This is a genomic window from Kordiimonas pumila, assembly GCF_015240255.1.
Taxonomy (GTDB): Bacteria; Pseudomonadota; Alphaproteobacteria; order Sphingomonadales; family Kordiimonadaceae; genus Kordiimonas; species Kordiimonas pumila.
The window spans coordinates 2,771,177-2,792,365 of record NZ_CP061205.1 but is presented as its reverse complement, the minus strand read 5'-3'; the positions used below and the strand labels follow the sequence as shown (position 1 = coordinate 2,792,365).

21 protein-coding genes are annotated in these 21,189 nt (G+C 46.3%); 12 read left to right on the top strand and 9 right to left on the bottom strand.

Translation table 11 applies throughout. The features are described 5' to 3' along the window. The 3 genes from gatB to ICL80_RS12295 all read left to right on the top strand — a co-directional run bounded on the left by gatB (position 1) and on the right by ICL80_RS12295 (position 3,518). Positions 1-1,488 (top strand): Asp-tRNA(Asn)/Glu-tRNA(Gln) amidotransferase subunit GatB, encoded by a 1,488-nt coding sequence (gatB, locus tag ICL80_RS12305; protein ID WP_194212694.1) that lies wholly within the window; start codon positions 1-3, stop codon positions 1,486-1,488. Between the two features lie 107 nt (positions 1,489-1,595). Further along, a complete protein-coding gene (locus ICL80_RS12300; protein ID WP_194212692.1) occupies positions 1,596-2,063 on the top strand; it encodes a hypothetical protein in 468 nt (155 codons plus the stop codon). Between the two features lie 78 nt (positions 2,064-2,141). After that, positions 2,142-3,518, top strand: a complete 1,377-nt coding sequence (locus tag ICL80_RS12295; protein WP_228073484.1) for a glycine zipper 2TM domain-containing protein — start codon at positions 2,142-2,144, stop codon at positions 3,516-3,518. A 122-nt stretch (positions 3,519-3,640) separates the two neighbouring features. Here the strand turns inward: ICL80_RS12295 and ICL80_RS12290 are convergent, their stop codons facing one another. Further along, positions 3,641-4,135, bottom strand: coding sequence for a glycine zipper 2TM domain-containing protein (locus ICL80_RS12290; RefSeq protein ID WP_194212691.1), 495 nt, complete (start codon positions 4,133-4,135; stop codon positions 3,641-3,643). A 254-nt stretch (positions 4,136-4,389) separates the two neighbouring features. Here ICL80_RS12290 and ICL80_RS12285 point away from each other — a divergent pair, with 254 nt between their 5' ends. Further along, on the top strand, positions 4,390-5,565 hold the full coding sequence (locus tag ICL80_RS12285) for an ATP-binding protein (RefSeq protein WP_194212690.1): 1,176 nt from the start codon (positions 4,390-4,392) through the stop codon (positions 5,563-5,565). 198 nt (positions 5,566-5,763) lie between these two features. Then, positions 5,764-6,045: an SEL1-like repeat protein gene (locus ICL80_RS12280; RefSeq protein WP_194212689.1), complete on the top strand. Its 282-nt coding sequence runs from the start codon at positions 5,764-5,766 to the stop codon at positions 6,043-6,045. A 54-nt stretch (positions 6,046-6,099) separates the two neighbouring features. On the opposite strand, the gene ICL80_RS12275 is transcribed toward ICL80_RS12280, so the two are convergent. The 5 genes from ICL80_RS12275 to ICL80_RS12255 form a co-directional block, all read right to left on the bottom strand. After that, positions 6,100-8,766 (bottom strand): zinc-dependent metalloprotease, encoded by a 2,667-nt coding sequence (locus ICL80_RS12275; RefSeq protein WP_228073475.1) that lies wholly within the window; start codon positions 8,764-8,766, stop codon positions 6,100-6,102. A 74-nt stretch (positions 8,767-8,840) separates the two neighbouring features. Next, on the bottom strand, positions 8,841-9,206 hold the full coding sequence (locus tag ICL80_RS12270) for a hypothetical protein (protein ID WP_194212687.1): 366 nt from the start codon (positions 9,204-9,206) through the stop codon (positions 8,841-8,843). A 99-nt stretch (positions 9,207-9,305) separates the two neighbouring features. After that, a complete protein-coding gene (locus ICL80_RS12265) occupies positions 9,306-9,821 on the bottom strand; it encodes a DUF6702 family protein (RefSeq protein ID WP_194212685.1) in 516 nt (171 codons plus the stop codon). Then, a complete protein-coding gene (locus ICL80_RS12260; RefSeq protein WP_194212683.1) occupies positions 9,822-10,967 on the bottom strand; it encodes a GGDEF domain-containing protein in 1,146 nt (381 codons plus the stop codon). Between the two features lie 165 nt (positions 10,968-11,132). Continuing rightward, positions 11,133-13,499, bottom strand: coding sequence for a M1 family metallopeptidase (locus ICL80_RS12255; protein WP_194212681.1), 2,367 nt, complete (start codon positions 13,497-13,499; stop codon positions 11,133-11,135). A gap of 178 nt (positions 13,500-13,677) precedes the next feature. On the opposite strand from ICL80_RS12255, the gene ICL80_RS12250 reads away from it, so the two are divergent. The 5 genes from ICL80_RS12250 (at position 13,678) to ICL80_RS12230 (ending at position 17,673) form a co-directional block, all read left to right on the top strand. Then, positions 13,678-14,256, top strand: coding sequence for an EF-hand domain-containing protein (locus tag ICL80_RS12250; protein ID WP_194212680.1), 579 nt, complete (start codon positions 13,678-13,680; stop codon positions 14,254-14,256). Between the two features lie 248 nt (positions 14,257-14,504). After that, a complete protein-coding gene (dapA, locus tag ICL80_RS12245; RefSeq protein ID WP_194212679.1) occupies positions 14,505-15,395 on the top strand; it encodes a 4-hydroxy-tetrahydrodipicolinate synthase in 891 nt (296 codons plus the stop codon). A 7-nt stretch (positions 15,396-15,402) separates the two neighbouring features. Further along, the gene (gene smpB, locus ICL80_RS12240) at positions 15,403-15,888 is read left to right on the top strand and encodes an SsrA-binding protein SmpB (RefSeq protein ID WP_194212678.1); all 486 of its coding nucleotides are present in this window, start codon (positions 15,403-15,405) and stop codon (positions 15,886-15,888) included. A 293-nt stretch (positions 15,889-16,181) separates the two neighbouring features. Beyond that, a complete protein-coding gene (locus tag ICL80_RS12235; protein WP_194212673.1) occupies positions 16,182-16,793 on the top strand; it encodes a hypothetical protein in 612 nt (203 codons plus the stop codon). A gap of 322 nt (positions 16,794-17,115) precedes the next feature. Continuing rightward, positions 17,116-17,673: a hypothetical protein gene (locus ICL80_RS12230; RefSeq protein ID WP_194212671.1), complete on the top strand. Its 558-nt coding sequence runs from the start codon at positions 17,116-17,118 to the stop codon at positions 17,671-17,673. A 51-nt stretch (positions 17,674-17,724) separates the two neighbouring features. Here the strand turns inward: ICL80_RS12230 and ICL80_RS12225 are convergent, their stop codons facing one another. The 3 genes from ICL80_RS12225 to ICL80_RS12215 form a co-directional block, all read right to left on the bottom strand. Next, positions 17,725-18,513 (bottom strand): cyclic nucleotide-binding domain-containing protein, encoded by a 789-nt coding sequence (locus ICL80_RS12225; protein ID WP_194212669.1) that lies wholly within the window; start codon positions 18,511-18,513, stop codon positions 17,725-17,727. A gap of 122 nt (positions 18,514-18,635) precedes the next feature. Next, positions 18,636-19,274, bottom strand: a complete 639-nt coding sequence (locus ICL80_RS12220; RefSeq protein WP_194212667.1) for a uracil-DNA glycosylase — start codon at positions 19,272-19,274, stop codon at positions 18,636-18,638. Between the two features lie 13 nt (positions 19,275-19,287). Further along, on the bottom strand, positions 19,288-19,875 hold the full coding sequence (locus tag ICL80_RS12215) for a LabA-like NYN domain-containing protein (RefSeq protein WP_194212665.1): 588 nt from the start codon (positions 19,873-19,875) through the stop codon (positions 19,288-19,290). Positions 19,876-20,021: 146 nt separating this feature from the next. Between ICL80_RS12215 and folK the strand changes: the two genes are divergently transcribed. Beyond that, on the top strand, positions 20,022-20,579 hold the full coding sequence (folK, locus tag ICL80_RS12210; RefSeq protein WP_194212663.1) for a 2-amino-4-hydroxy-6-hydroxymethyldihydropteridine diphosphokinase: 558 nt from the start codon (positions 20,022-20,024) through the stop codon (positions 20,577-20,579). Between the two features lie 102 nt (positions 20,580-20,681). Further along, entirely contained in the window at positions 20,682-20,978 is a 297-nt protein-coding gene (rpoZ, locus tag ICL80_RS12205) for a DNA-directed RNA polymerase subunit omega (protein WP_194212661.1), read from the top strand. The last annotated feature ends 211 nt before the right edge of the window (positions 20,979-21,189 follow it).

Here is a 21,189-nt window from a genome sequence, read left to right as displayed (position 1 = left end):
ATGTCAAAATATATCATTCAGGGCGCTAAAGATGATTTCGAGGTTGTAATTGGCCTTGAGGTGCATGCGCAAGTTATCTCTAACTCCAAGCTGTTTTCTGGTGCCTCGACTGAGTTCGGCGCAGAACCAAACTCGCAGGTTTCCCTTGTCGATGCTGCGATGCCCGGCATGCTGCCAACAATTAATGCTGAGTGTGTGCGCCAAGCTGTGCGTACCGGCCTTGCTATCGGCGCAGAGATTAATAAATACTCTGTATTTGACCGGAAGAACTATTTTTATGCGGATTTACCGCAAGGCTACCAAATATCGCAGTTTAAGCACCCGATTGTGGGCGAGGGCACTGTTGTGCTGGATATGGGCGACAATAAAACCAAAGATGTAGGGGTTGAGCGTATTCACCTTGAGCAAGATGCCGGTAAATCTATGCATGATCAGCACCCACAGTATACCTATGTGGATTTAAACCGCTCTGGCGTTGCGCTGATGGAGATTGTATCGAAGCCTGATATGACAAGCCCGGAAGAGGCTGGTGCATACCTGACCAAGCTTCGCACGATCTTGCGCTATATTGGCACGTGTGACGGCAACATGGAGCAGGGCAGTATGCGCGCAGATGTGAATGTTTCTGTGCGCCGTGCTGGCGAACCGCTTGGTACACGCTGCGAGATTAAAAACGTAAATTCCATTCGTTTTGTCCGGCAGGCCGTTGAAGTTGAAGCCCGCCGGCAGGTTGATATCATTGAAGCAGGCGGGAAGATTGACCAAGAAACACGGCTGTTTGACCCGGTTAAAGGGGAAACACGGTCGATGCGCAGCAAGGAAGAAGCACATGATTACCGCTATTTCCCGGACCCAGACTTATTGCCGCTTGAATTTGATGATGCGTTTGTTGAAGCTGCACGCGCCAGTTTGCCTGAATTGCCTGATGAAAAGAAGGCACGGCTTGTTAAGGCGCTTGGCCTGAATGATTATACAGCTAGTGTTTTGGTCGCCGAAAAGGAAACTGCAGTTTATTTTGAAAATATCCTTGAGGCGCTTACATCTAAAACTGGCAAGGATGCAGCGGCTCTTGCAGTGAAAGCGTCAAACTGGGTAACGGGTGATTTGTTTGGTGCGCTGAATAAAGCGGGTAAAACTATTGAAGATAGCCCTGTTTCTGCTGAGCAAGGTGCTGAATTGCTGGCACTGATTGAAGACGGCACCATTTCTGGTCGCATTGCCAAAGACGTGTTCGAAATTATGTTCGAAACAGGTAAGGGCGCTGGCGTTATTGTGGAGGAAAAAGGCCTTAAGCAGGTTTCTGATACTGGCGAGATCGAGAAAATTATTGATGCTGTCATTGCAGCAAACCCGGAACAGCTTGCCCAGTACCGTGCAGGCCGCGACAAGCTAATCGGTTTCTTTGTTGGCCAAGTAATGAAAGAAACGGGCGGTAAAGCCAACCCAGGAATGGTGAACCAACTGTTGAAACCAAAACTTGACGGTTAGTCATTGCAAATAAGAATACCTTAAGAAGCCACCTGAAATTGGTGGCTTTTTTTGTGCCCTAATTCTGCCTAAAGTTTTATGTATTCTTCTATTATGAGGAGAAGGCTATGAATATGCGGGCACCCATTTTTTGCATTTTTGCACTGCTTAGCGGCTTAGTGCCGCTTGCTGCGCAAGATTTACACTTTGTTGGGCCAAGTACTGTAGGTAAAATCCCTATTTACTGCGAAGGCGATGGCTGTGATGCTTATTTGCCTGTGCAGGGCGCTTATGTTGGCAATCAAGATAATACAGGCGAAAAGCGCTTAAACAGTGCGCTAGGCGGCCTTGCTGGTGGTCTTATAGGCGAAGAAATTGCAGGCGCACCGGGTGCTATTGCCTTTGGTGCACTGGGGGCAGCGCTTGGCTGGCATGAAAACAATGCGAAGCGCTGGGAAAAAAGAGCACAGGAATATGATGCCGCATGGCAGCGCGGGGATGATACTTATTATAACCCAGCGAACCGTTTGCCAAATGATGCCCACTGGATGTATGCTGGACCCAGCATTGAGCTTGAGGATATAAAAGCAAAATAACTGAATGCCGGATGGCAGGTTCATGATTGGTTCAGGTTATACCTTTTATGGTTGTGTTATAAGGAAACGGAGGTTGCTATGTTTAAAATACCCCTGATGTTACTTGCAACGACAGCTATATTACTGCCTGCAGAATATGCAGCTGCAGGTGATACCCGTGAACGCCACCCACGCGCTGTGCGTGAACGGCCTGCACGTGAGCCAGCGCAAAGGCAGCAACAAGCACGGCAGCAGCAAGCTCCGCAAAAGGTTGAAGCGCCTCGAGCGGCAGTGCAGCCACGGCAAGCAGCTCGGCAAGCACCACAGAGAGTGGAAGCGCCGCGTGCGGCAGTGCAACAGCAGCACCCCCGTGCAGTATCTGCACGTGCACCTGCTTATTCACAAAGGCCTGCATCAGTGCCGCAGTCTGTGTCTAAGTCTGTGCCTGTACAAAATACACGACAGGTCCGTTCAAGCGGCAAACCGGCGCTTGTGACACCTGCCTCACGGGAAAATACACGCAGTGTGACAAGAACAAATGCGCGCACAGAAACAAGAGTGTCTGAGCCTGTAAGGCAACGGCCTAATAACCAAAATCGTACTGTAACAAGCACCCGTACACGAGAAGTAACGCACACCAACAGGGTGCCAGTAAAGGCACAGCCTGTGCATCCGCGTTCTGTTCATGCAAGCAGCAATGGTGGTTATAGTTATACAAGTGGGTATAATAGAGCCCCTGATCGCAGCCATGATGGTAACCGTTATGATGATCATAACCATAACCGTCAGCCAACGCGCCATGCGCAGCCCTATTATAATGGTAATGGAAAATACCACGGTCACCGTCGTTATCGGTCTGATATTGATATCTATTTTGGCTTTGGTAACTACTATGGATGGCCGTCATCCAGTTTTGCTTATCATCGTGGATACTGGGACGGATATTATTATAGTAATTGGTATGATTATTATGGCCATTGGCCATACCGGTCTGGGTATTACGGTGTAAGGTCTGCATGGTTGTGGAGCCACTATCATCACCATTATCACTACGGTGATTACTGCCCAAATGATTATAACCAGACTACCGTATACTATGAAGGTAGCCCTAGCAGTTATTCCTCATCATCTGGTGGGGCACAAATTGCTGGCCTTATTCTTGGTGGTGTTATCGGTGGTGTTATTGGTGCTGAGATAGACGGTGGCCACAATAAAACAGCAGGAACCGTTATTGGTGCGGCTTTAGGTGCGGCTGTTGGTGTAGCTGCAACCACGCCAGATACAGTGACCTACAGGGAGCCTGAGGGCGTAACATATAAGCAACCGGCTGGTGTTGCGTACGAAGGTAATGGACAGCACCCTTATGAGGCTGAAACGTATCAGCCGCCGGAGGAAGTGCGTACATGTATCCGCTATGAAAATAGGGACGGCACCTATGTGTGCAATAAATGGACGGTGGAATATTACAGCGAATAAACAGCACCTGTAAAAAAATGAGTAAAGGCCTAGCATGTATACGTATGCTGGCCTTTTTTTATATCAAAGCGTTATGAAAAAAGCGGCTTGAAAAGCCGCTTTTAGAGTTATATGCACCGATTTTATTGAGGTGGCTGGTTTTGACGCAAAGCGTTATGATCAAAAACCAGACGGCTCTGTGCCCCACTAAAGAGAATAAGCACTGGCGCGCCTTCGGGCAAAGGCTGCTGATCGGCTTGTACCATGGTTACAAGCGATCCGCTTTCTGTACGAATAATATATTCAAAGCCACTTTTCTTAGAGGCTGATTTATCGATGCTTTTACCAATAAGGCCACCAATGATAGCGCCGCCTATGGCCCCTATCACGCCTTCTGCACCGTGCCCGACAGTTGACCCTGCGGCTGCGCCCACACCAGCACCAGCAAGCGTGCCTATTTCATCGCCACCTTGGATGTTTACCCAGCGGTAGCTTTCAATTGTGCCACGTTCTACTCTGCGTACTTCACCAACAGATTGCGCATTATAGCTGTTAGGCGACTTGTTTGCGTCGCATGCTCCGATCACAAAAGCGAGAGGGAGAGCGAGTGCTATACGAGTGTATTTATATTTTGTCATAATATCCTGCCTTTTAACCTAGTCTCTTTTATGCTTTAGAAAAACGGCAGCATAATGGCCATACTGCAAATTTATATGCCGCACTATGAATGCTAAATGAATGGTGTTTTCTCCCGCGTATTTTATGGACTGTGTGTCTGAAGTTTCTTAGCTATGCCATAATGATAAAGGCATTTTGAACTATAAACTTAAGAGCTTGTCATTATGTGGTAACAAATCTTGATACAATAGTCAGCTAGGTGAGGTGTTTTGCAATGAAACCTGTGGCTATTGTATCAAATCCTGTACGTCCAGTTGGCCCTGAGGCTACCTGTGGGATGGTGTATGAGCGTTTTACAGAGGATACAAGCCTTGTTGCTATTGCTGTTGTAGAAAGAGGCCGCCCGATTGGCTTGTTGAAGCGGTTAGATTTTCTTACAAAGCTTGCTGACAGGTATGGGCGCCCGCTTTATGAAGCGAAACCTGTAACATATTTGATGGACAGTAACCCTGCGATGGTGGAGGAAACTGACTGTCTTGATAATATTAATAGCATTTTGGTTTCGGCTGAAGGTGAGGCGATGCAGCACGGGTTTATTGTGCTGGATAATGGTTTTTACAAAGGTATAGGCACGGCGACAACAGTACTGAAAAACAACATGGCGCTGATGGAACAGCGCTTGCAAGACCTTGAAAATGCACAGGTCGCCGCCGAAGCCGCTAATCGTGCAAAAACACAGTTTCTTGCAAATATGAGTCATGAGCTGCGTACACCACTGAATGCTGTTATCGGGTTTTCAGAATTTTTACTGTCTGAAGCCAGTAGGGGGCGAACTGTTAACGACCTGAAAAGCTATATAGAAGATATCAGATTAAGCGGTGTACACCTGCTGCAGGTTATCAATTCTATCCTTGATATGTCCAAAATTGAAGCAGGCGCCTTTGAACTAAAAGAAGGCTATATTTATGTGGATGAGCTTCTTGATCAGGTAACGCGTCTGATGGAAGGGATGGCTTTGACCAAGGGTATACAGATCAAAGCTTATGATATACCGAGCGATTCTGAACTGTGTGTGGATGTTCAAGTGATTAAACAGGCTCTCATGAACCTGCTTTCAAATGCCATCAAGTTTTCAACTGATGGCTCTCAGGTATGTATAATGTTTAGCCAACCAAGCGCAGAGGAAATACAGTTTTGCGTGTGCGATACTGGCCCAGGGTTAAGTGAAGCTGATATTGCACAAGTGATGAAACCTTTTGTGCAGATTGAAGCTGAGCATAATCGTCGCTATGAGGGGAGCGGGTTGGGATTGCCACTCGTGAAGGCATTTGCTGAAGCGCATGGCGGCAGGCTACATTTGGAAAGTTCTAGGGGAAAAGGTGTGCAAGCCAGCATATTTTTGCCTTCAACGAGGCTTCAGCATAGCAAAGCGTTGCTTTTTGCTATTTAGGATCAAGGGCATACTGCTCGCTGGTCGTATGTGATAAAAAATCATTGTCAGTAACCCTATTTTGGTACACAATTCTGAGGTGCCCAGTTTTCATTTTGGCACTTTTTAGTCCGTTCATGCCCCTATATTTTTACTGCGCCACAATGCCTTGTTGAGGGTTTTTGCGTTAAAATGGTGCATTTTTGCCGGAGAAAGGCAATGGGACAGAAAGATCGTGATTTATATCGCTATATACAGGACCGGTTAGCGAAAGCAGAAGCTGGTATGCCAGAAGCTCTTTATGATTTGGGCTTGTTATATTCCACAGGTCAAGGTGTCGAACGAGACTATGTTCAGGCTCACAAGTGGTTTAACCTTGCTGCCATTAGGGGGGTGCGGCGTGCGCAAGTAGACAGGCATGAAGTGGCAAGAGAGCTTGATCTTGCTAGTATTGCTGAAGCGCAGCGCCAAGCACGGCACTGGCTTACCCTGCATCACTAAGTTGACGGAACTGGATAAGAGTTTTACCTCAGCTTTAACTGGCAAATAGTGATATTAGCCATGGTATACCTCAAGTGCTTTATCAATCAGAAATGAAATATGATCCCTGTGTGCTCGTGTTGCAGCATCGCCACGCCAACGAGCCATATTCTTCCTAATATCATTCAGGTTTTCAAAAGCATTTGATCTGGCAATATAATCATGATCATTGCCTTTTAAAATGCCCACAAGGCCGTTTACATACATAATCTGAAGCTCTTGACGGAAGCTATTAACAATGCCTCGTGCATCATCGTCAAAAACAGCACTTGTCAAATCTCTCATAACATCTGTGATACTGTAGTTATTACCGTATAGGCTAGAGTCTACAATTCTCATTAAAGTTCTAGGGTGTAGAATTTGGTTTAAAATATCAGCTTGAATTTGCCCTGCGCGAGAATGAATTTTTGGGTCTTCAGTGCCGGAATAATGAAAAAAGCCACGTCTTTGAATAGCAATATGCTGCAGTAGCTTAGGGTCCGTCATAAAGGCATCTGGGGCAAATATATACTGTCGAAGAACGCGCATCGCCTGTCGTTGCTTTACTATTTCTACGGGGGTGTAGGGTGCGGTTGCGCCTTCTTGCCCCGCGACTGCACGGTCAACATATATGCCCCCTATATAGCGGGATATAACGCGGCCTTGCCATGCAATATCGTTTGTGACGATAAGGTAGGCATTTCTAAGTTCTTGGTAGCCTTCCCCGTTCTTTATAAGTTTTTCACGCATGGTGCTAAGTGCGATAGCATCCAGTTTCAACCTGTCTTCAGCGTACTGTATGGCATTATCAGTCATGTCATAAATGTTTACGCGTGGATCAATCCCTTTGCCGGGTGCGCGCATGTCATCAGCATCATTGCCAAAGGCTAAAGCCTTATCTGTTGACTTGGCCAAATGCTTTTCACGCGCAACAGGATCATTTAGGTCAGGGTCGTAGCCAAACTGAATGGCCCATATGTCATAGTCGCCAGGGCGTACACTGTAGTAATGGGATTGCTTTTTGCCTCTTGGTGCAAAGTTAACGGCAGGGTAGTCCATTACAGATCCGGCAAGGCCGTTCGACTGTGCTTCTATATCATGCGCTGTACTGTAGGATCGTGCCTGTGTTGCCTTCATATTATGGTTTAGCCCTAGAGTGTGGCCAAGTTCATGCAAAATCAGGTAATAAATGGACTCCTTAACAAGTTCATTTTTTGCGTCAATGTCGCCGCCTTGGTCAATCACCATAGCAAGTGTGTGCGCTAGCATATTATTCAGCTGTAAATGGTTTGCCATTTGGCACGATTGTTCGTGGTTTTTAAAGGTTGCCAGAGCCTCCTCTGAGAGAGTGTTATTATGCGCCGTACTGGTTTCTAGCAGCGTATCTTCAAAAACGTTACTTTGAGTTAAGTGCCGCGTGAGGAATGAATATTCCAGCATAATATCGGCACCAAGTATTTGTCCTGTTCTCGGGTTTGTAAAACTTGGACCATAGCCGCCAAATGGCGGGCGCGGACTTGATGTCCAACGGAGCACATTGTAGCGTATATCGCCTGCGTCCCAACCCGCATCATCAGGCTGAATTTTTACCTGTAAGGCATTTTTGAACCCTGCGGCCTCGAAGGCTATATTCCATGCCTCGGCTGCATCCTTAATGATTGGGCGAATTTCTTCAGGTGTTGTGTTTTCTATCCACCAAACGATAGGCTCAACAGGTTCAGAGAGTTTGGCAGATGGGTTTTTCTTTACTAAATTCCACCTGTGAATCATATCGCGCCATGGGGTAGCTGATGGGCTGGTCATATCATTAACATAGTCAATAAAATAGCCAACTCTGGGATCATCATACCGGGGCTTATAATCGTTTTCTGGCATGGCGATCAGCGTGTGTTGCATCTTGACTGTCACATTACGTGCGTCAGTAATGTCAAACCAACTCCCGGCATTTAGCGGGGCAGGGTTGGAATAGACATAATTAACCAAGACAGAAAGGTTTTTCGGGTAGTTGTGAATTTCTGATATTTTTGATTTACCGGATGACAGCTTCCCTAGTTGAAAGTTTTGCCCGGGTTTATCTTTTGGGTCCGGTGTAGGCTTAACCTGATCAAGTGCTTCTGATTTAAACAGGTCATCTACGTTTATCAGGTATATTTTTTGCTCAGAATCTGAGGCTAAAATAGGGTGAGCTGACAATGTAGCAGTGCTTATATTAGCGTCTTTTGCTTTCGAAAGGTTGCTTGCTGGGTCAAAGTAAAAATAGGGATTCTGCTGAATGAACTCTATGCGATTATAGTATTTTACAAGTTTGATCACTTTTTGGCTCATGTATTGTCCGCGAAAATGACCGCCTTCCGTTACGCCGTCGGCAATATGGGAAAAATAGATATAGTCTTTATCTAGCTGGTCTTCCCTAATAGCCATAGTTAAGGCGCCACTCTTAGGGTCACGGTAGAGCTTGAAAATACCATCAAGAACTTCGTGATCTTTCACCAAGTCCTTAATCTTTTTATCTTTTTTTACTTCTTCTTTTACCTTTTCTTTGTCTTCCTTGTCCGAAGCATCACTCTCTGATACTTCATCCTGCTTTGTTTCAGCGGCCGGAGGCTCTGGCTGATCTTCTTGTGCATAAAGTGCGCTACTACTAAAGCTGCCAAGAGCAATCAAAAATATTATCTGTTTCAAACCCAGTTGAATAGTTTCCACAGTCGATTCTCCTAAAGGCATTTTATGGTTATAGGCCTTACATGGCACCAGTGCGTATTGACGGAACAAGGGGCTTACTGAATGTCCTTGATGATAGAGCTAAAGGCTCTCATATGTTGCTCACAGCCGCTAGAAGGTTCTGTGGCGCTTGAAACTGCAAAAGTATTTTTAAATTCTAGCCTGCCAAAAATTTTCTCGTAGTCATCTTTTGCAAGCAGTGCAATACGCGCTTCGACGGCCCCAATGTACTCTTCAAGAGTATCTTCTTCTGCCATACAGAACTGTGCACCGCCTGCCATTGTGCCGCTTTGGTGTGCAAAATCAACAAGGGCATTGTTTGTTGTGTTATTCTCTTGTGCTTCGGCGAGCATGGCCGGTGTGGCAACAAGGCCCGCTATAAAACAACAAGTCAACAATGTACGGCGTGGGGTGTTAAACATATGCTTCTCGCAATTATTAAGATTTAAGGGAAAAGATTACTTCCCATGAAAATGACAGGCAAGCGAAGAAATTGTCTGAAGCCAAGTTTGATGTGAAATTCAGTCAAATGATAAGATAAGGGGGCCTGTATCCGCTGTTATGTCGCCGCCTTTACGAACACCCTTAATGGTAACGATAACTGAGTTCGTTTGGCCGGGAAGGGCGTCAAGCAGGATATCGTTGTGTATAGCTATGTTGTTTGGTGCAGAAGGCAGGGAGGCTTCCATATAAATGGTTACCAGTTGCCCCTTAGTTTCCATGCCTACATAGGTTAGCGGTATTTTGTTACCATTCGTGTCAATATGGAAGTTTTGACTGACATAATCTTTTGTTGCCGCGGCAAGTTTATCGTAGTCTTCGTCGTTTAAAAATGACAGGCGTTCATTTTTATCAAAAGAAAGTTTTGCTTCCAGCTCATGGCCATGAAGTTCTAATATGGCCTCAATGGAATTATCACTTTCGTTCCATTCGATTGTCGTGATTGAGGCAAAGACATTGTGTGCGGTAGCAGGGCAGGTAATCGTCACCCACAATATGCAGCAGAATATAAGGCCTTTGAGTGTTTTTTGGATCATTTAAGTATCGCTTACTTCATAGCCAACAACGCGATTGCGCCCAAAGCTTTTGGCACTATAGAGTGCCTGATCGGCGCGGTCTAGCACCGCTTCAATCGTGATTTCGTCTTTTTGCCACTGCGCAACGCCAATGCTACAGGTGAACCTGAATTTTTCAACGCCGCTTACAGTTTGGTGTTTAGCCGTTTCTTTGCGAATTTGTTCTGCAATGATAATAGCTTTATCTCGGTCACAGTCCTCCAGTATTGCAGCAAACTCTTCCCCGCCCATGCGCCCAACAAACCCGCTTTTGCCAATTTTTGTGGTTACAATGGCGGCGAATTCTCTAATAGCTATATCACCTGCTGCATGACCGAATGTATCATTGATGCGTTTGAAGTAATCAATATCCAGCATCAATATCCAGATATTCTCGTTGAGGCTACTTTTTAGTACTTGCTCGCCCAAGACAGTAAACCTACGGCGGTTTAGAAGACCGGTTAAAGAATCTGTATTGGCAAGACGGGTGAGCTCGGCCTGCTTTGCTTCCAGTTCCGTTTTGGCATGAAACAGTTGCTCTGCAAGTTCAACTGCCCTTGCTGCATCGGCCTCCAGCAGGGTTGCGTGCATATTACTGTCAGAGTGCGCAGACTGAAGGTGGCTGATATCGCGTAGTAGCCATATGCGGATTGCTTTATTGGGAATAGCGCGTGTAATACGTTCATATACACGACCATTCTCAAGATAAAGCAATTCAGAAAACTGCATGTCAGGAGCAGATAATACTGCTTGGATCACTTCATCCGCTTGCTGCCTGTTAACGAGCTCGCTGTGCCAAATATTGAAAAGTTCGGAAATGGAGTTGTTTTCAATGCATTCAGGAACCAGCTTGTGTGCCAAACTATTATAATAGGTAATATTGCCGTTTAAATCAGTGATAATAACGCCTTCAGGCAACATCTCGGGGTCGAGTGTCCAGTCATTGCTCGGTATATCAATATGTGTGAGAACATCGCGCAGAGAAAACGTTACTAAAAGAACAACCAGTATAACTCCGAATATGAGTGCGAGCTGCTCGTATGGTGAAGGTGGGCAAAAAAAAGCAAACACCATCAAAAATACTACAACAGCGCCGAGTATCAGATTTATTCTATTACTGCCTTGCACTATTTAAAGTCTTCATTGTGGTTCCAGATAGCGAAAGGACAGTAAGTAGGAATAATTGTCAATAAAAACATGAACAGTTTCATATTTTAAACTGGCACATTCTAATAGCTTAATATGCCAGTTTTTTAACAAGTTACTCTATACACAGTGAAAAATGAATGGTTGCTACTGAGTTGCCCCTTCACTTTTTTTAACCCCATCCAATACTTCTTTCATCAGGTTGCGTTGTTCTTTTCGTTTAAAGAGCTCCAGTCGGCTTTCGACTACCTCTGCAGGCCAGCTATTATTGTTACTATCGGCATCGGCAAGCTCGTTCCATGGGTCAAGCTTGATGTGTTTTATTTCTTTGTCGCGGACTAGAAGTTTGGTCACCTTGTGGCTATTTGATCGCCAGATTTCAGCACCAACTCTAACTTCTTCTGTGCTGCCATCAACATAGTCGATCTGAAGCACAAGAGGCATGACAAGGCCGCCAATATTTTTAAAATCAACAAAATACAGTTCATGCCCAAATTTCAGTAGTTCTTTCTCCCATCCCTTGAGCCCATCCAGCATGGTTGTATAGGTTTCTTTTTGCTGTTCTGTTACAATGAAGTCATCATTTTCATTGTAAAAGTCTAACAGTTCTGGGTGCTCTTTTACGCGGAGCGCCATATTGGCTTCTCTATTGCGCATTTCCCCAATGTAACGATCAGAATCCGTTTCCTTCTTGCGGTTGATTTCGTTTTCAACGGCGGGGTCTTGTGAGTTTATCGTGGCATGACTTACGCCTGTAAGTGCTATATCGACATGATCTGTAGTATAGAACCAGCCACGCCAGAACCAGTCTAGGTCTTTGGCTGAGGCATCTTCCATGGTTCTAAAAAAATCCGCAGGGTACGGGCGTTTAAAAGCCCACCGGCGCGCATATTCTTTAAAGGCATAATCAAAAAGTTCGCGCCCCATCACTGTCTCGCGCAAAATATTAAGGGCAACTGCAGGCTTGGTATAAGCATTAGGCCCATACCCAATTATGCTGTCTGACTGTGTCATAATCGGTGTTTGCTCAGGGTTAAGCATGTAAGGCACAGCCTCTTTAGGGCGGCCATATCTTGATGGATAATTTTCTTCCCATTCCCTTTCAGCAAGCGATTGCAGGAAGCTATTGAGGCCTTCGTCCATCCATGCCCAGTTGCGCTCGTCCGAGTTTACGATCATGGGGAAGAAATTATGCCCTACCTCGTGTATAATAACTGAAATAAGGCCATATTTTGCGCGCTTTGTGTAGGTGCGGACTTCTTCTCCGTCTTTTGTTTCTATAACGGGGCGCGGACCATTTGACGTAATCATGGGATATTCCATGCCGCCACTAATGGGGCCGTTAACAGACCATGAAGTAGGGTAGGGGTATTCAAGCGCAAAGCGGCTATATACCGAAAGGGAATGTGCAATAGCATGTGTGGAGTATTTATCCCATAAGGGCATGCCTTCTTCAGGGTAAAGAGACATGGCCATCACGGTGCGGCCACTTTCAGGCATTTTCACGCCCATGGCATCCCACACAAATTTACGCGAGCTGGCAAAGGCAAAATCACGCACATTTTGTGCGGAAAAGTGCCATGTTTTTGTTTTGTCTGTGCCTTCCTTTTCGTTTTCAAGGGCTTCGTCTTTGGTGACAATAAAAACAGGTTTCTTAGAGGTTTTAGCTTTGTCCAGCCGGTCACGCTGGTCTTTTGTTAGCATGTCACGGGCATTTTGCAGTTCGCCTGTTGCGCCTACAATATGGTCCGCTGGCACGGTAATGCTGACATCATAATCGCCAAACTCTAGCGTAAATTCACCCGTTCCAAGGAACTGCTTATGTTCCCAGCCTTTAAGGTCGGTGTAGGCAGCAAGCCGGGGGAACCACTGTGCAATGAAATAGACATCGTTACCGTCACGCTCATAAGTTTCATAACCACCTCTGGCGCCGCCCATCATTTTTGCTTCTGGAATATTGTACCACCATTTGATGGTGAAATCGAACTCTTGACCAGCTTTAAGGGGTTCAGGCAGCTCAAGGCGCATCATTGTATCGTTGATAGTATATGTCAGATCTGCACCTGCAGATTTAACTTCGGTTAGATTCAGGCCCCAGTCTTTTTCATGCGTAAGCCGCATAAACTGTAATGTGCTAAACCCCATTTTTTGGGCAGCTTCTGATCCCTGTTCTATTGTGGCATAGGCATCAGAATGTTTTGAAAACCGGTTTTGGTCTAGCTGAAGCCAGATATACCGCAGTGTATCAGGGCTGTTGTTAATATATTTAACAGTTTCACTGCCTGTTATTTGTCGTTTTTTTTCGTCCAGCGTAACGGCTATTTTGTAATCTACCTTTTGTTGCCAGTACTGGTGTCCGGGTGCCCCAGAGCCTGTACGATACACATTCGGTGTTGGCAGGTGTTCTTCAAGCTCTCTGAACTTGTCCTGAAATGAGCCTTTGGTTTGTTGTACGACCTCTGCATGTACAGAAAAGCTCAAGAAAATAGCAGTAAGTACGCTGAAAATACGCATAAGAAAAAGCCCTGAGTGTTGTTCGATTAAGCAAATGTCTAAGGCAAATTTTACAAATGTACAAGCCACAGGCAGTGCTGGTTCACATTTATGTGTTCAACAAAGTGCGAAGGTAAAAGCATTTTCAGCCCGTAGCAGGGGTACATAACCAGTCACAATAGTGAGAGAAGAGGACATTATGAAAAAAACGACAGTATATACTTTGGTATCAGTGCTTGCAGTTCTGGCAACTGGCGCGGCAAGCGCAGACGGCGGCGGCGACAAAATGGAAATGTTCACCAAGGCTGACAAAAATGCTGATGGTGTAGTAACCCACGCTGAAATGATGGCAAGTGTTCAGATGAAATTTGCTGAATTTGACAAAAACAAAGACGGCAGCATTGTATTAAGTGAGCTTCCCGAAAAAATGCCTGTCCCAGAAGGTATGGAAAAACGGCTGGCTGAAAAGAAGGCAAAGCTGGAAAAAGAAGGCAAAGAGATTTCTGAGGAGAAGCTGAAAAAATGGGAAGAGCGCAGGCCAACACGGGTTCAGTTTTTGGCCCGTATGGATGATAATAAAGACGAAAAAATATCCCTGACTGAGTTTGCAGAGCCACTGGTGCGTCACTTTAAACGCGCAGACATTAACGGTGATGGCAGTATTACTAAAGCTGAAGCTGAAGAAGCTGGTAAGCACAGAGGCAAGGACCATCACGGTAAAAAAGGCGACATGCGGAAAGGCGATATGGAGCATTCTATGAAAGGTTCCCGCCGTTAAGATACTTACTGTATTGACGCTATGGTCATAAGGTAAAACTCAATACTCCGGCTAACAGGATTGGCCGGAGTATTTTAGTATATGAAGTCACGCTCCAATGAAAAATCATATTAATGCCATAGTGATATTACATTTTAAGGTGTTATATTATTGAAATTATTCTCCGTCCGGTGTACCTGACGCTTGCCCTTTTTTTAGGCGGGGGCTAGTGTGCGCCAACTTTATTTTTAACTTTTGAGGCTACTGCCATGTTTCAAGGCTCTATTCCTGCTCTGATTACTCCAATGACGGCTGACGGTGCGGTTGATTATAAACGCTTTCAGAAGTTTGTGGACTGGCAGATAAAGGAAGGCTCGACTGGCTTGGTACCTGTGGGGACCACAGGTGAAAGCCCAACGTTGTCTCATGTTGAACATAAAAAAGTTGTCGAAGCCTGTATTGAGGCGGCTGATGGTCGTGTACCAGTTATTGCGGGCGCGGGGTCCAATAGCACTATGGAGGCCATTGAGTTCACTCAGCATGCTGAGGCTGCTGGCGCTAATGCTGTTCTGATCGTGACACCTTATTATAACAAGCCAAGCCAGAAGGGCATGTACGCGCACTTTAAAGCCGTTCATGATGCTTCTGATCTACCCATTATCATTTATAATATTCCCGGGCGCTCTGTTGTGGATATGGATGTTCAGACCATGAGTGCGTTATTTGAGCTGCCTCGTATTATCGGCGTTAAAGATGCAACGGGTGATCTGGACCGCTGTGCCAGCCAGCGCGCTGCCATGGGGCCAGATTTTCTTCAGCTGTCTGGGGAAGATGCAACCGCGCTTGGTTTTAATGCTATGGGGGGGACAGGCTGCATAAGTGTATCAGCAAATATTGCCCCCAAATTATGCGCTGAATTTCAGGCGGCTACTGCTGTGGGCGATTATAAAAAAGCTTTGAGTTTGCATGACAAATTATTGCCGCTTCACCGCGCCATGTTTATGGAGCCAAGCCCAGGTCCTGCAAAATATGCAGGATCGCTTTTAGGTCTGTGTGAAGATGTGCTGCGTATGCCGCTTTTGCCGGTAAGTGAAGGTACTCGTGCCATTCTTGCCTCTGTCATTTATGAGCTTGGCCTTTCACCGGTAGATTTTGGGTAAATGCTCAATGGCAGGCAAAAACAAGAAAAAAGACAAAGCACCATCACGGATTGCTGCGGATAATAGAAAAGCCCGCCATCTCTATCATATTGAAGAAGAATATGAGGCCGGTATCGTCTTGTCTGGAACAGAGATTAAGTCCCTGCGCGGGGGGCAGGCGAATATCCGTGAAAGCTACGCTGAGGAAAAGAACGGCGAGCTTTGGTTGGTGAATGCCTATATCCCTGAGTTCTCGCATGGTAACCGGTTTAACCATGAACCAAGGCGCCCACGTAAGCTTTTAATGCACCGACGCGAAATTAACCGCCTTGCAGGGTCTGTTCAGAAAGATGGCATGACACTTGTGCCGCTGCGCATTACGTTTACTGAGCGGGGCAGGGCAAAAGTGCAAATTGGCATTGGGCGTGGTAAAAAGCTACATGACAAGCGCGAAACCGAAAAGCAGCGTGATTGGAATAGGCAGAAATCTAGGCTTATGAAAGATATGGGCTAATAGCCTTGGGCTATGCAGGCTTAATAGTGTGATGGCCTGTAAAATAGCATGTGTTAAATCGCGTTGATAATGGCTTGATTTGAGCAAACCTTAATGCCCCACATGAGCAAATTACAATTAAACTGTACCTCTAACTTGCCTGTTAAGCGCGTTAAACTTTCCCGGGTGATAGATACTTCCCTGAGCTGTAGGGAAGCATCTTATTCATTTTGACTTTAGGGCTAAATTGTGCGATTTTATATGCCTGATTTATGCCCGTTGAGGGTGGGCGGTTTATTTATTGGAGCATAACCATGCGTTTTGCAATTTTGATCGCGGCTTTTGGTGTTATGGCGACTGTGCCAGCCTTTGTGCCTGCTCTTAGTCCTGCCGTTTATGCACAGTCTGTATCTCAGCAGCAGGCTGTGCAGGCCCAGCTTATCGCGCTGGCGCAGTCTGGTGACTGGGCCGATTTCGAGGCTATTGTCAATACCCAGCTTGCTGCGGGCAGGGCCGGGATGCTGGCCACTATCGCGGGTAATATTTCCAGCATGGGTCTCGCGGTTGCAGACAATGACAGCAACAGTGCGGTTGCGCTGTCGTTGGCCGCCATGGCACTGGTCGATAACTCCAGCATTAATAGCGCCGATACCAGTTTAGCAACGACGGTGGGCAACAATGCCGGGGCGGTCAAGGCTAAAGTGGCGCGCAGAAACCCGGCGGGCGCCGCAGCGCTTGCCTCTGCCGCTGCGCGCAACAGCGCGCCTGGCTTGATGGTGGCTTATAACGCGGGTCAATCGGGGGGGCAGCAGACAGGGTCTACCAACTCGGTGGTGGTTGTGCGGCAGACCCCACCACGGCCAGGCGCCTCTGAAATCCCGGTGGTCGTTGAGCCTAACCCGGCACAGTCGGGCAGCCCAACCTAAGGGTGAGGCGACATTGAAGTTTCGAAAGGCCGGGCCAAGTGCTCGGCTCTTTTACGCATAGCGGTTTTTACCGCAACCCTTTAGGTCAACTTTATTAGCTTTCTTGGGTATCCGCGCTAGATAAGGTGGGGCTTTAGGGTAAGGTTATATTGGTAGCTGATAGCTTCGATTGTTGTTTAACACCCACAGAAAACGCGGGTATTATAGTGGCAACATATTTGAAGTATCTTATTTTTTTTGACATTTAAGCAGTAGATGTGCGATACCTAAACTTATGTATGCGCCCTTTGGGGGTGATAACTTTTAATAATGGAGCATAACCATGCGTTTTGTAATTTTGATCGCGGCTTTTGGCATTATGACGGGGGCACCTGCATTGGTGCCAGCTTTGGTCCCTGCTGCCCATGCGCTACAGAGCAGCTATCTGCCTGCGGCTGAAGAGGCGGCTGTGGATGCCGCCATTGATGCGGTGTTTGCAAATTCGACCCTGACCCCGGCTGAAATTCAGGCGCAGATTGCAGCTATTGTTGGGGGGTCATCCAACCCTGGCGCCGCAGCACGGCGTGTTGCATCCAAAGTGGTGAACCAGCCGCAGGCAACACAAAGTGCAGCAGGTGCCGGCCTGATGCAGGTTGTCAGTAACCTTCAATCTTCTGACCCTGCCATGGCCAGTGACATTCAGATTGTTGTTGCTATGTCATCATCGACAGATTTCCAGACGGGCTATGTCAATGGCCCACAGACACCGCAGACTCAAACCAACACGCCGCAACATCAGACGACGCTGATAATTGTGCGGCGCCCGCCATCGCTATTTCTGGAACCTGTTATTCCCGAGATCATTGAACCTAACCCGTTGCAGTCAGGCAGCCCATTCTAAGGGTGAGGCGACATTGACGTTTCGAAAGGCCGGGCTTTGTGCCCGGCTTTTTTACGCCCTATAGGCTGCCGGAATGTTTAGTGTAAACCGCACCGGACTATCGGTCTTGCCCGCGACAATCTCATTTTTACCATCGTGTAGCTTTGCTGTTGCAGTTATGCCGTATTTGCTAAGGGCCTCGCCGTTTACAAGTGTGCCGTGTGGGCTGCCTAGGTCGCGGACATACAAATGGCTATCGCGGCGTATAATTTCAAAGTGATTATCAGCAAGTTCCGGCACACCTTTCAAGGGGATCCTGAGGCTATTGATAGTTACAAGGCTATGCTTTGAGGTGCTGGCGATATTGCCAACCAAAAAGGGAAATTCTTTAATCTCAACAAATGTGAGCAATTTATCCGCGACAATACGAGAGGACCCTTCGAGTGTTGGTCCTGTGTTCTTGGTAATGCTTGCTTTTGGGGTGTGGCCGGGCGCGGGCGCTGATTTTTGTTCAGTATAGCTGCTCCGCAGTCTTGACGCGAGCGTTGTAACCACATGACGGACAAGGGGGTCAGAGAAACTGCGACGAAAAGCTGTTGCTGCTATGAACAGTGCTGTTGTTGGGGTGGAGGCTTTTGCCGTAACCGAATGGGGCCTGTCTTCAATAACGCTCACTTCGCCTAGCAGGTCACCTTGGCTGATTGTGGCTATGTGGCTTGCGTCATCGCCTTGATAGTGCCAAATGTCAACGCGGCCCTCAAGCAGGAGGTAAACGCCAGTGCTTTCGCTATCTTGATCATAGATAATGTCACCTACTTCAAAATGAAGCTTTTCCCCGAATGTGTCAGTATTGTCTGTCATTCACACAATATCCTTTAACCACATTATCCTGCTAATCTCTTAATAATGCCTTATAAAAGGGTTTGGTATCAAGGGGGAGATTATGTAGGCATACACAGATAGGTACCACGGAAGGTATATATTTAGGGAATGTGTTTTTTTATCTGCTCAAGAACACCCAAAAACATGGGTTCGGTTAAAACGCCAGTGTTTACGTTATACCGCGAGCAGTGATAGCTGCTTATCAGTTGAATGCCATTCGGTAGCGGTTGGCACTTTCCGTGTACGAATTTATAATGTGCCTGTTTTTCCCCTTGTGCCTTCACCGTTGCCGTATGGGCAAGATGACCAAGGCTTAGGATTACTTTTAAATTTGGCATGCTTTTTATTAAGGCGGCCAAATAAGGTGCGCAGTTGTTGATCTCGGTGTTTATTGGCTTGTTCTGCGGGGGAACGCAGCGAACTGCATTGGTTATAAGAGTGTTCTTCAGCCTTAGGCCATCATGAGCATGATTGCCGAAAGTGCCTTCTGCAAAGCCAGCTTGAAGTAGGCTGGAATATAGCAAGTTGCCTGCAAAATCACCGGTGAAAGGCCTGCCTGTTTGGTTGGCACCCTTAAGGCCGGGTGCCATGCCAACTATCAGAATCTCGCTTGTTATTGGCCCAAAGTTTGATACTGCACCATTGTGAAAAGTTGGGTAATTTTCAATATTTTCGCGGCGATATGCTGCAAGCCTTGGGCACAAGGTACAGTGCTTTTTGGGTTCAGTTTCGTTTATCATCAGACATTTAAGGCTAAATTAGGTGGTCTTCATAGACAGCATCAAGAGGGGCTTCATCGTCTCGCTTTTTACTGGAAGGGCGGCCAATAGCACTGCGTAGATCGTCAAGATCAACAAACTGGTCTGCTTGCCGCCGTAGTTCGTCGGCTATCATGCTGGGCTGTGTTGAATTTGAGCTAACAACAGTGACCCGTACACCGCGCCTTTGGATAGCTTCAATCAGCCGCCTGAAATCACCGTCACCGGAAAATAGAATCATATGATCAAGTGAATCGGAGATGTTGAGCATATCAACAGCAATCTCAATATCCATATTGCCTTTGATTTTGCGCCGACCATGTTCGTCAGTGAATTCTTTCACGGGCTTTGTAACAAGTGTAAAACCATTATAGTCCAGCCAATCAATAAGTGGGCGCAGGGGCGAGTATTCCTGATCTTCAAGTATGGCTGTATAATAAAAGGCCCTTATCATACGGCTGTTTTCAGAAAAATAGGCGCGCAGTTTTTTATAGTCAATTTCCATGCCCAAGGCACATGCTGTTGCGTAAAGGTTGGCACCGTCGATAAAAAGAGCAAGGCGCTCTTCAGGGTAAATTATCATAATAACTCCAGAATACGGACAGTATGAATTATAAATTCGTAAAATAACCAGTAAGTATTACATTTAAATCTTAGACTATACAGCGTGGAAGAAGCCGGTTAAATTTCCGTTAATTTAACACTGTAGTATTTAAGAATAGATTTATTGTGCAAAAAATCCACATTGGACTTGGCGGTAACCTTAATTCTTCATATGGAACGCCAGAAAAAACCCTCCGTGCTGCAATTAACCAGCTTTCAGGCCTTGCGATTGATATACAGGCCATTTCAAAATTTTATTGCACCAGCCCGGTACCTGCTTCTGATCAGCCTGATTTTATCAATGCAGTAATTTTTGCTCAATCGTCCTTGAGTGCAGAGCTGCTTTTGTCCCATTTTAAAGGTATTGAAAGCTTTCTGGGGCGTGAACCTTCAGAGCGTTGGAGCGCGAGAACCATTGATATTGATTTGCTATCATATGGTGCAGAGGTTTTGCCGTCTGTGGAGGACTGGTGGTCTGTTGTGAATAGTTCTGACCCCGCAGCCATCCTTCAGCAACCCGTTGTGCCACACCCACGTATGCACAAGCGGGCTTTTGTTCTGGTGCCCATGCTTGATATTGCCTCTGACTGGGTTCACCCAGTTACAGGCAAGAGTGTAGCGGATATGGCTATCGAGCCAGAAATTATGGCTGATAGAATAGGTGTTAGGCCATTTTCAGGCTAAAATTGCGATTCCAGACTTTACACAGCCAAGGTGCGCTTGTATAAGCAGGCGCTTGTATGGCAGGCATGTTTAATATGCTGCAAAAGAATTTGGAGAATATGAATGGCACGCGTCACCGTTGAAGATTGCGTTGATAAAGTAACAAACCGCTTTGACTTGGTTTTGGCCGCAGCACAGCGTTCGCGCCAAATATCATCAGGCGCACCTCTTCTGGTTGACCGCGATAACGACAAAAACCCAGTGGTTTCACTTCGCGAGATTGCAGAAGAAAAAGTTATTGCTGATGATCTGACAGAAGCGGTTATTCATAGCATGCGCAAGGTTGTAGAATCTGACGAGCCAGAAGAAGTAGATATGTCAATTCTTATGGCGGGCATGGAAGAAACCACAAAGGCATAAAGCGGCGCTTTGTGGTGCTCGTGATTGATTTAAAGCTCGGTTTTGCCGGGCTTTTTATTTTGCTTGAGCCTTATTGTAATCTCCTAAATCCGTTGTTTTACGGGAACACTTCGTTTTTTTTTTCGATAAGTCATACAGAAGCCTATAAAGGGGCTGAAATTCTCATATGGAATCGCTATCTGTAAAGGTACGATAAGTTTTGGAAAGAGTG

Bases quoted from the DNA above. Each gene is read 5' to 3' on its own strand.
- ICL80_RS12215 (WP_194212665.1), bottom strand. From the start codon at position 19,875: ATGATAATTTACCCTGAAGAGCGCCTTGCTCTTTTTATCGACGGTGCC.
- gatB (WP_194212694.1), top strand. From the start codon at position 1: ATGTCAAAATATATCATTCAGGGCGCTAAAGATGATTTCGAGGTTGTA.
- ICL80_RS12280 (WP_194212689.1), top strand. From the start codon at position 5,764: ATGGGACAGAAAGATCGTGATTTATATCGCTATATACAGGACCGGTTA.
- ICL80_RS12270 (WP_194212687.1), bottom strand. From the start codon at position 9,206: ATGTTTAACACCCCACGCCGTACATTGTTGACTTGTTGTTTTATAGCG.
- ICL80_RS12255 (WP_194212681.1), bottom strand. From the start codon at position 13,499: ATGCGTATTTTCAGCGTACTTACTGCTATTTTCTTGAGCTTTTCTGTA.
- smpB (WP_194212678.1), top strand. From the start codon at position 15,403: ATGGCAGGCAAAAACAAGAAAAAAGACAAAGCACCATCACGGATTGCT.
- rpoZ (WP_194212661.1), top strand. From the start codon at position 20,682: ATGGCACGCGTCACCGTTGAAGATTGCGTTGATAAAGTAACAAACCGC.
- ICL80_RS12235 (WP_194212673.1), top strand. From the start codon at position 16,182: ATGCGTTTTGCAATTTTGATCGCGGCTTTTGGTGTTATGGCGACTGTG.
- ICL80_RS12285 (WP_194212690.1), top strand. From the start codon at position 4,390: ATGAAACCTGTGGCTATTGTATCAAATCCTGTACGTCCAGTTGGCCCT.
- ICL80_RS12225 (WP_194212669.1), bottom strand. From the start codon at position 18,513: ATGACAGACAATACTGACACATTCGGGGAAAAGCTTCATTTTGAAGTA.
- ICL80_RS12230 (WP_194212671.1), top strand. From the start codon at position 17,116: ATGCGTTTTGTAATTTTGATCGCGGCTTTTGGCATTATGACGGGGGCA.
- ICL80_RS12290 (WP_194212691.1), bottom strand. From the start codon at position 4,135: ATGACAAAATATAAATACACTCGTATAGCACTCGCTCTCCCTCTCGCT.
- ICL80_RS12220 (WP_194212667.1), bottom strand. From the start codon at position 19,274: ATGATAAACGAAACTGAACCCAAAAAGCACTGTACCTTGTGCCCAAGG.
- dapA (WP_194212679.1), top strand. From the start codon at position 14,505: ATGTTTCAAGGCTCTATTCCTGCTCTGATTACTCCAATGACGGCTGAC.
- ICL80_RS12295 (WP_228073484.1), top strand. From the start codon at position 2,142: ATGTTTAAAATACCCCTGATGTTACTTGCAACGACAGCTATATTACTG.
- ICL80_RS12265 (WP_194212685.1), bottom strand. From the start codon at position 9,821: ATGATCCAAAAAACACTCAAAGGCCTTATATTCTGCTGCATATTGTGG.
- ICL80_RS12250 (WP_194212680.1), top strand. From the start codon at position 13,678: ATGAAAAAAACGACAGTATATACTTTGGTATCAGTGCTTGCAGTTCTG.
- ICL80_RS12300 (WP_194212692.1), top strand. From the start codon at position 1,596: ATGAATATGCGGGCACCCATTTTTTGCATTTTTGCACTGCTTAGCGGC.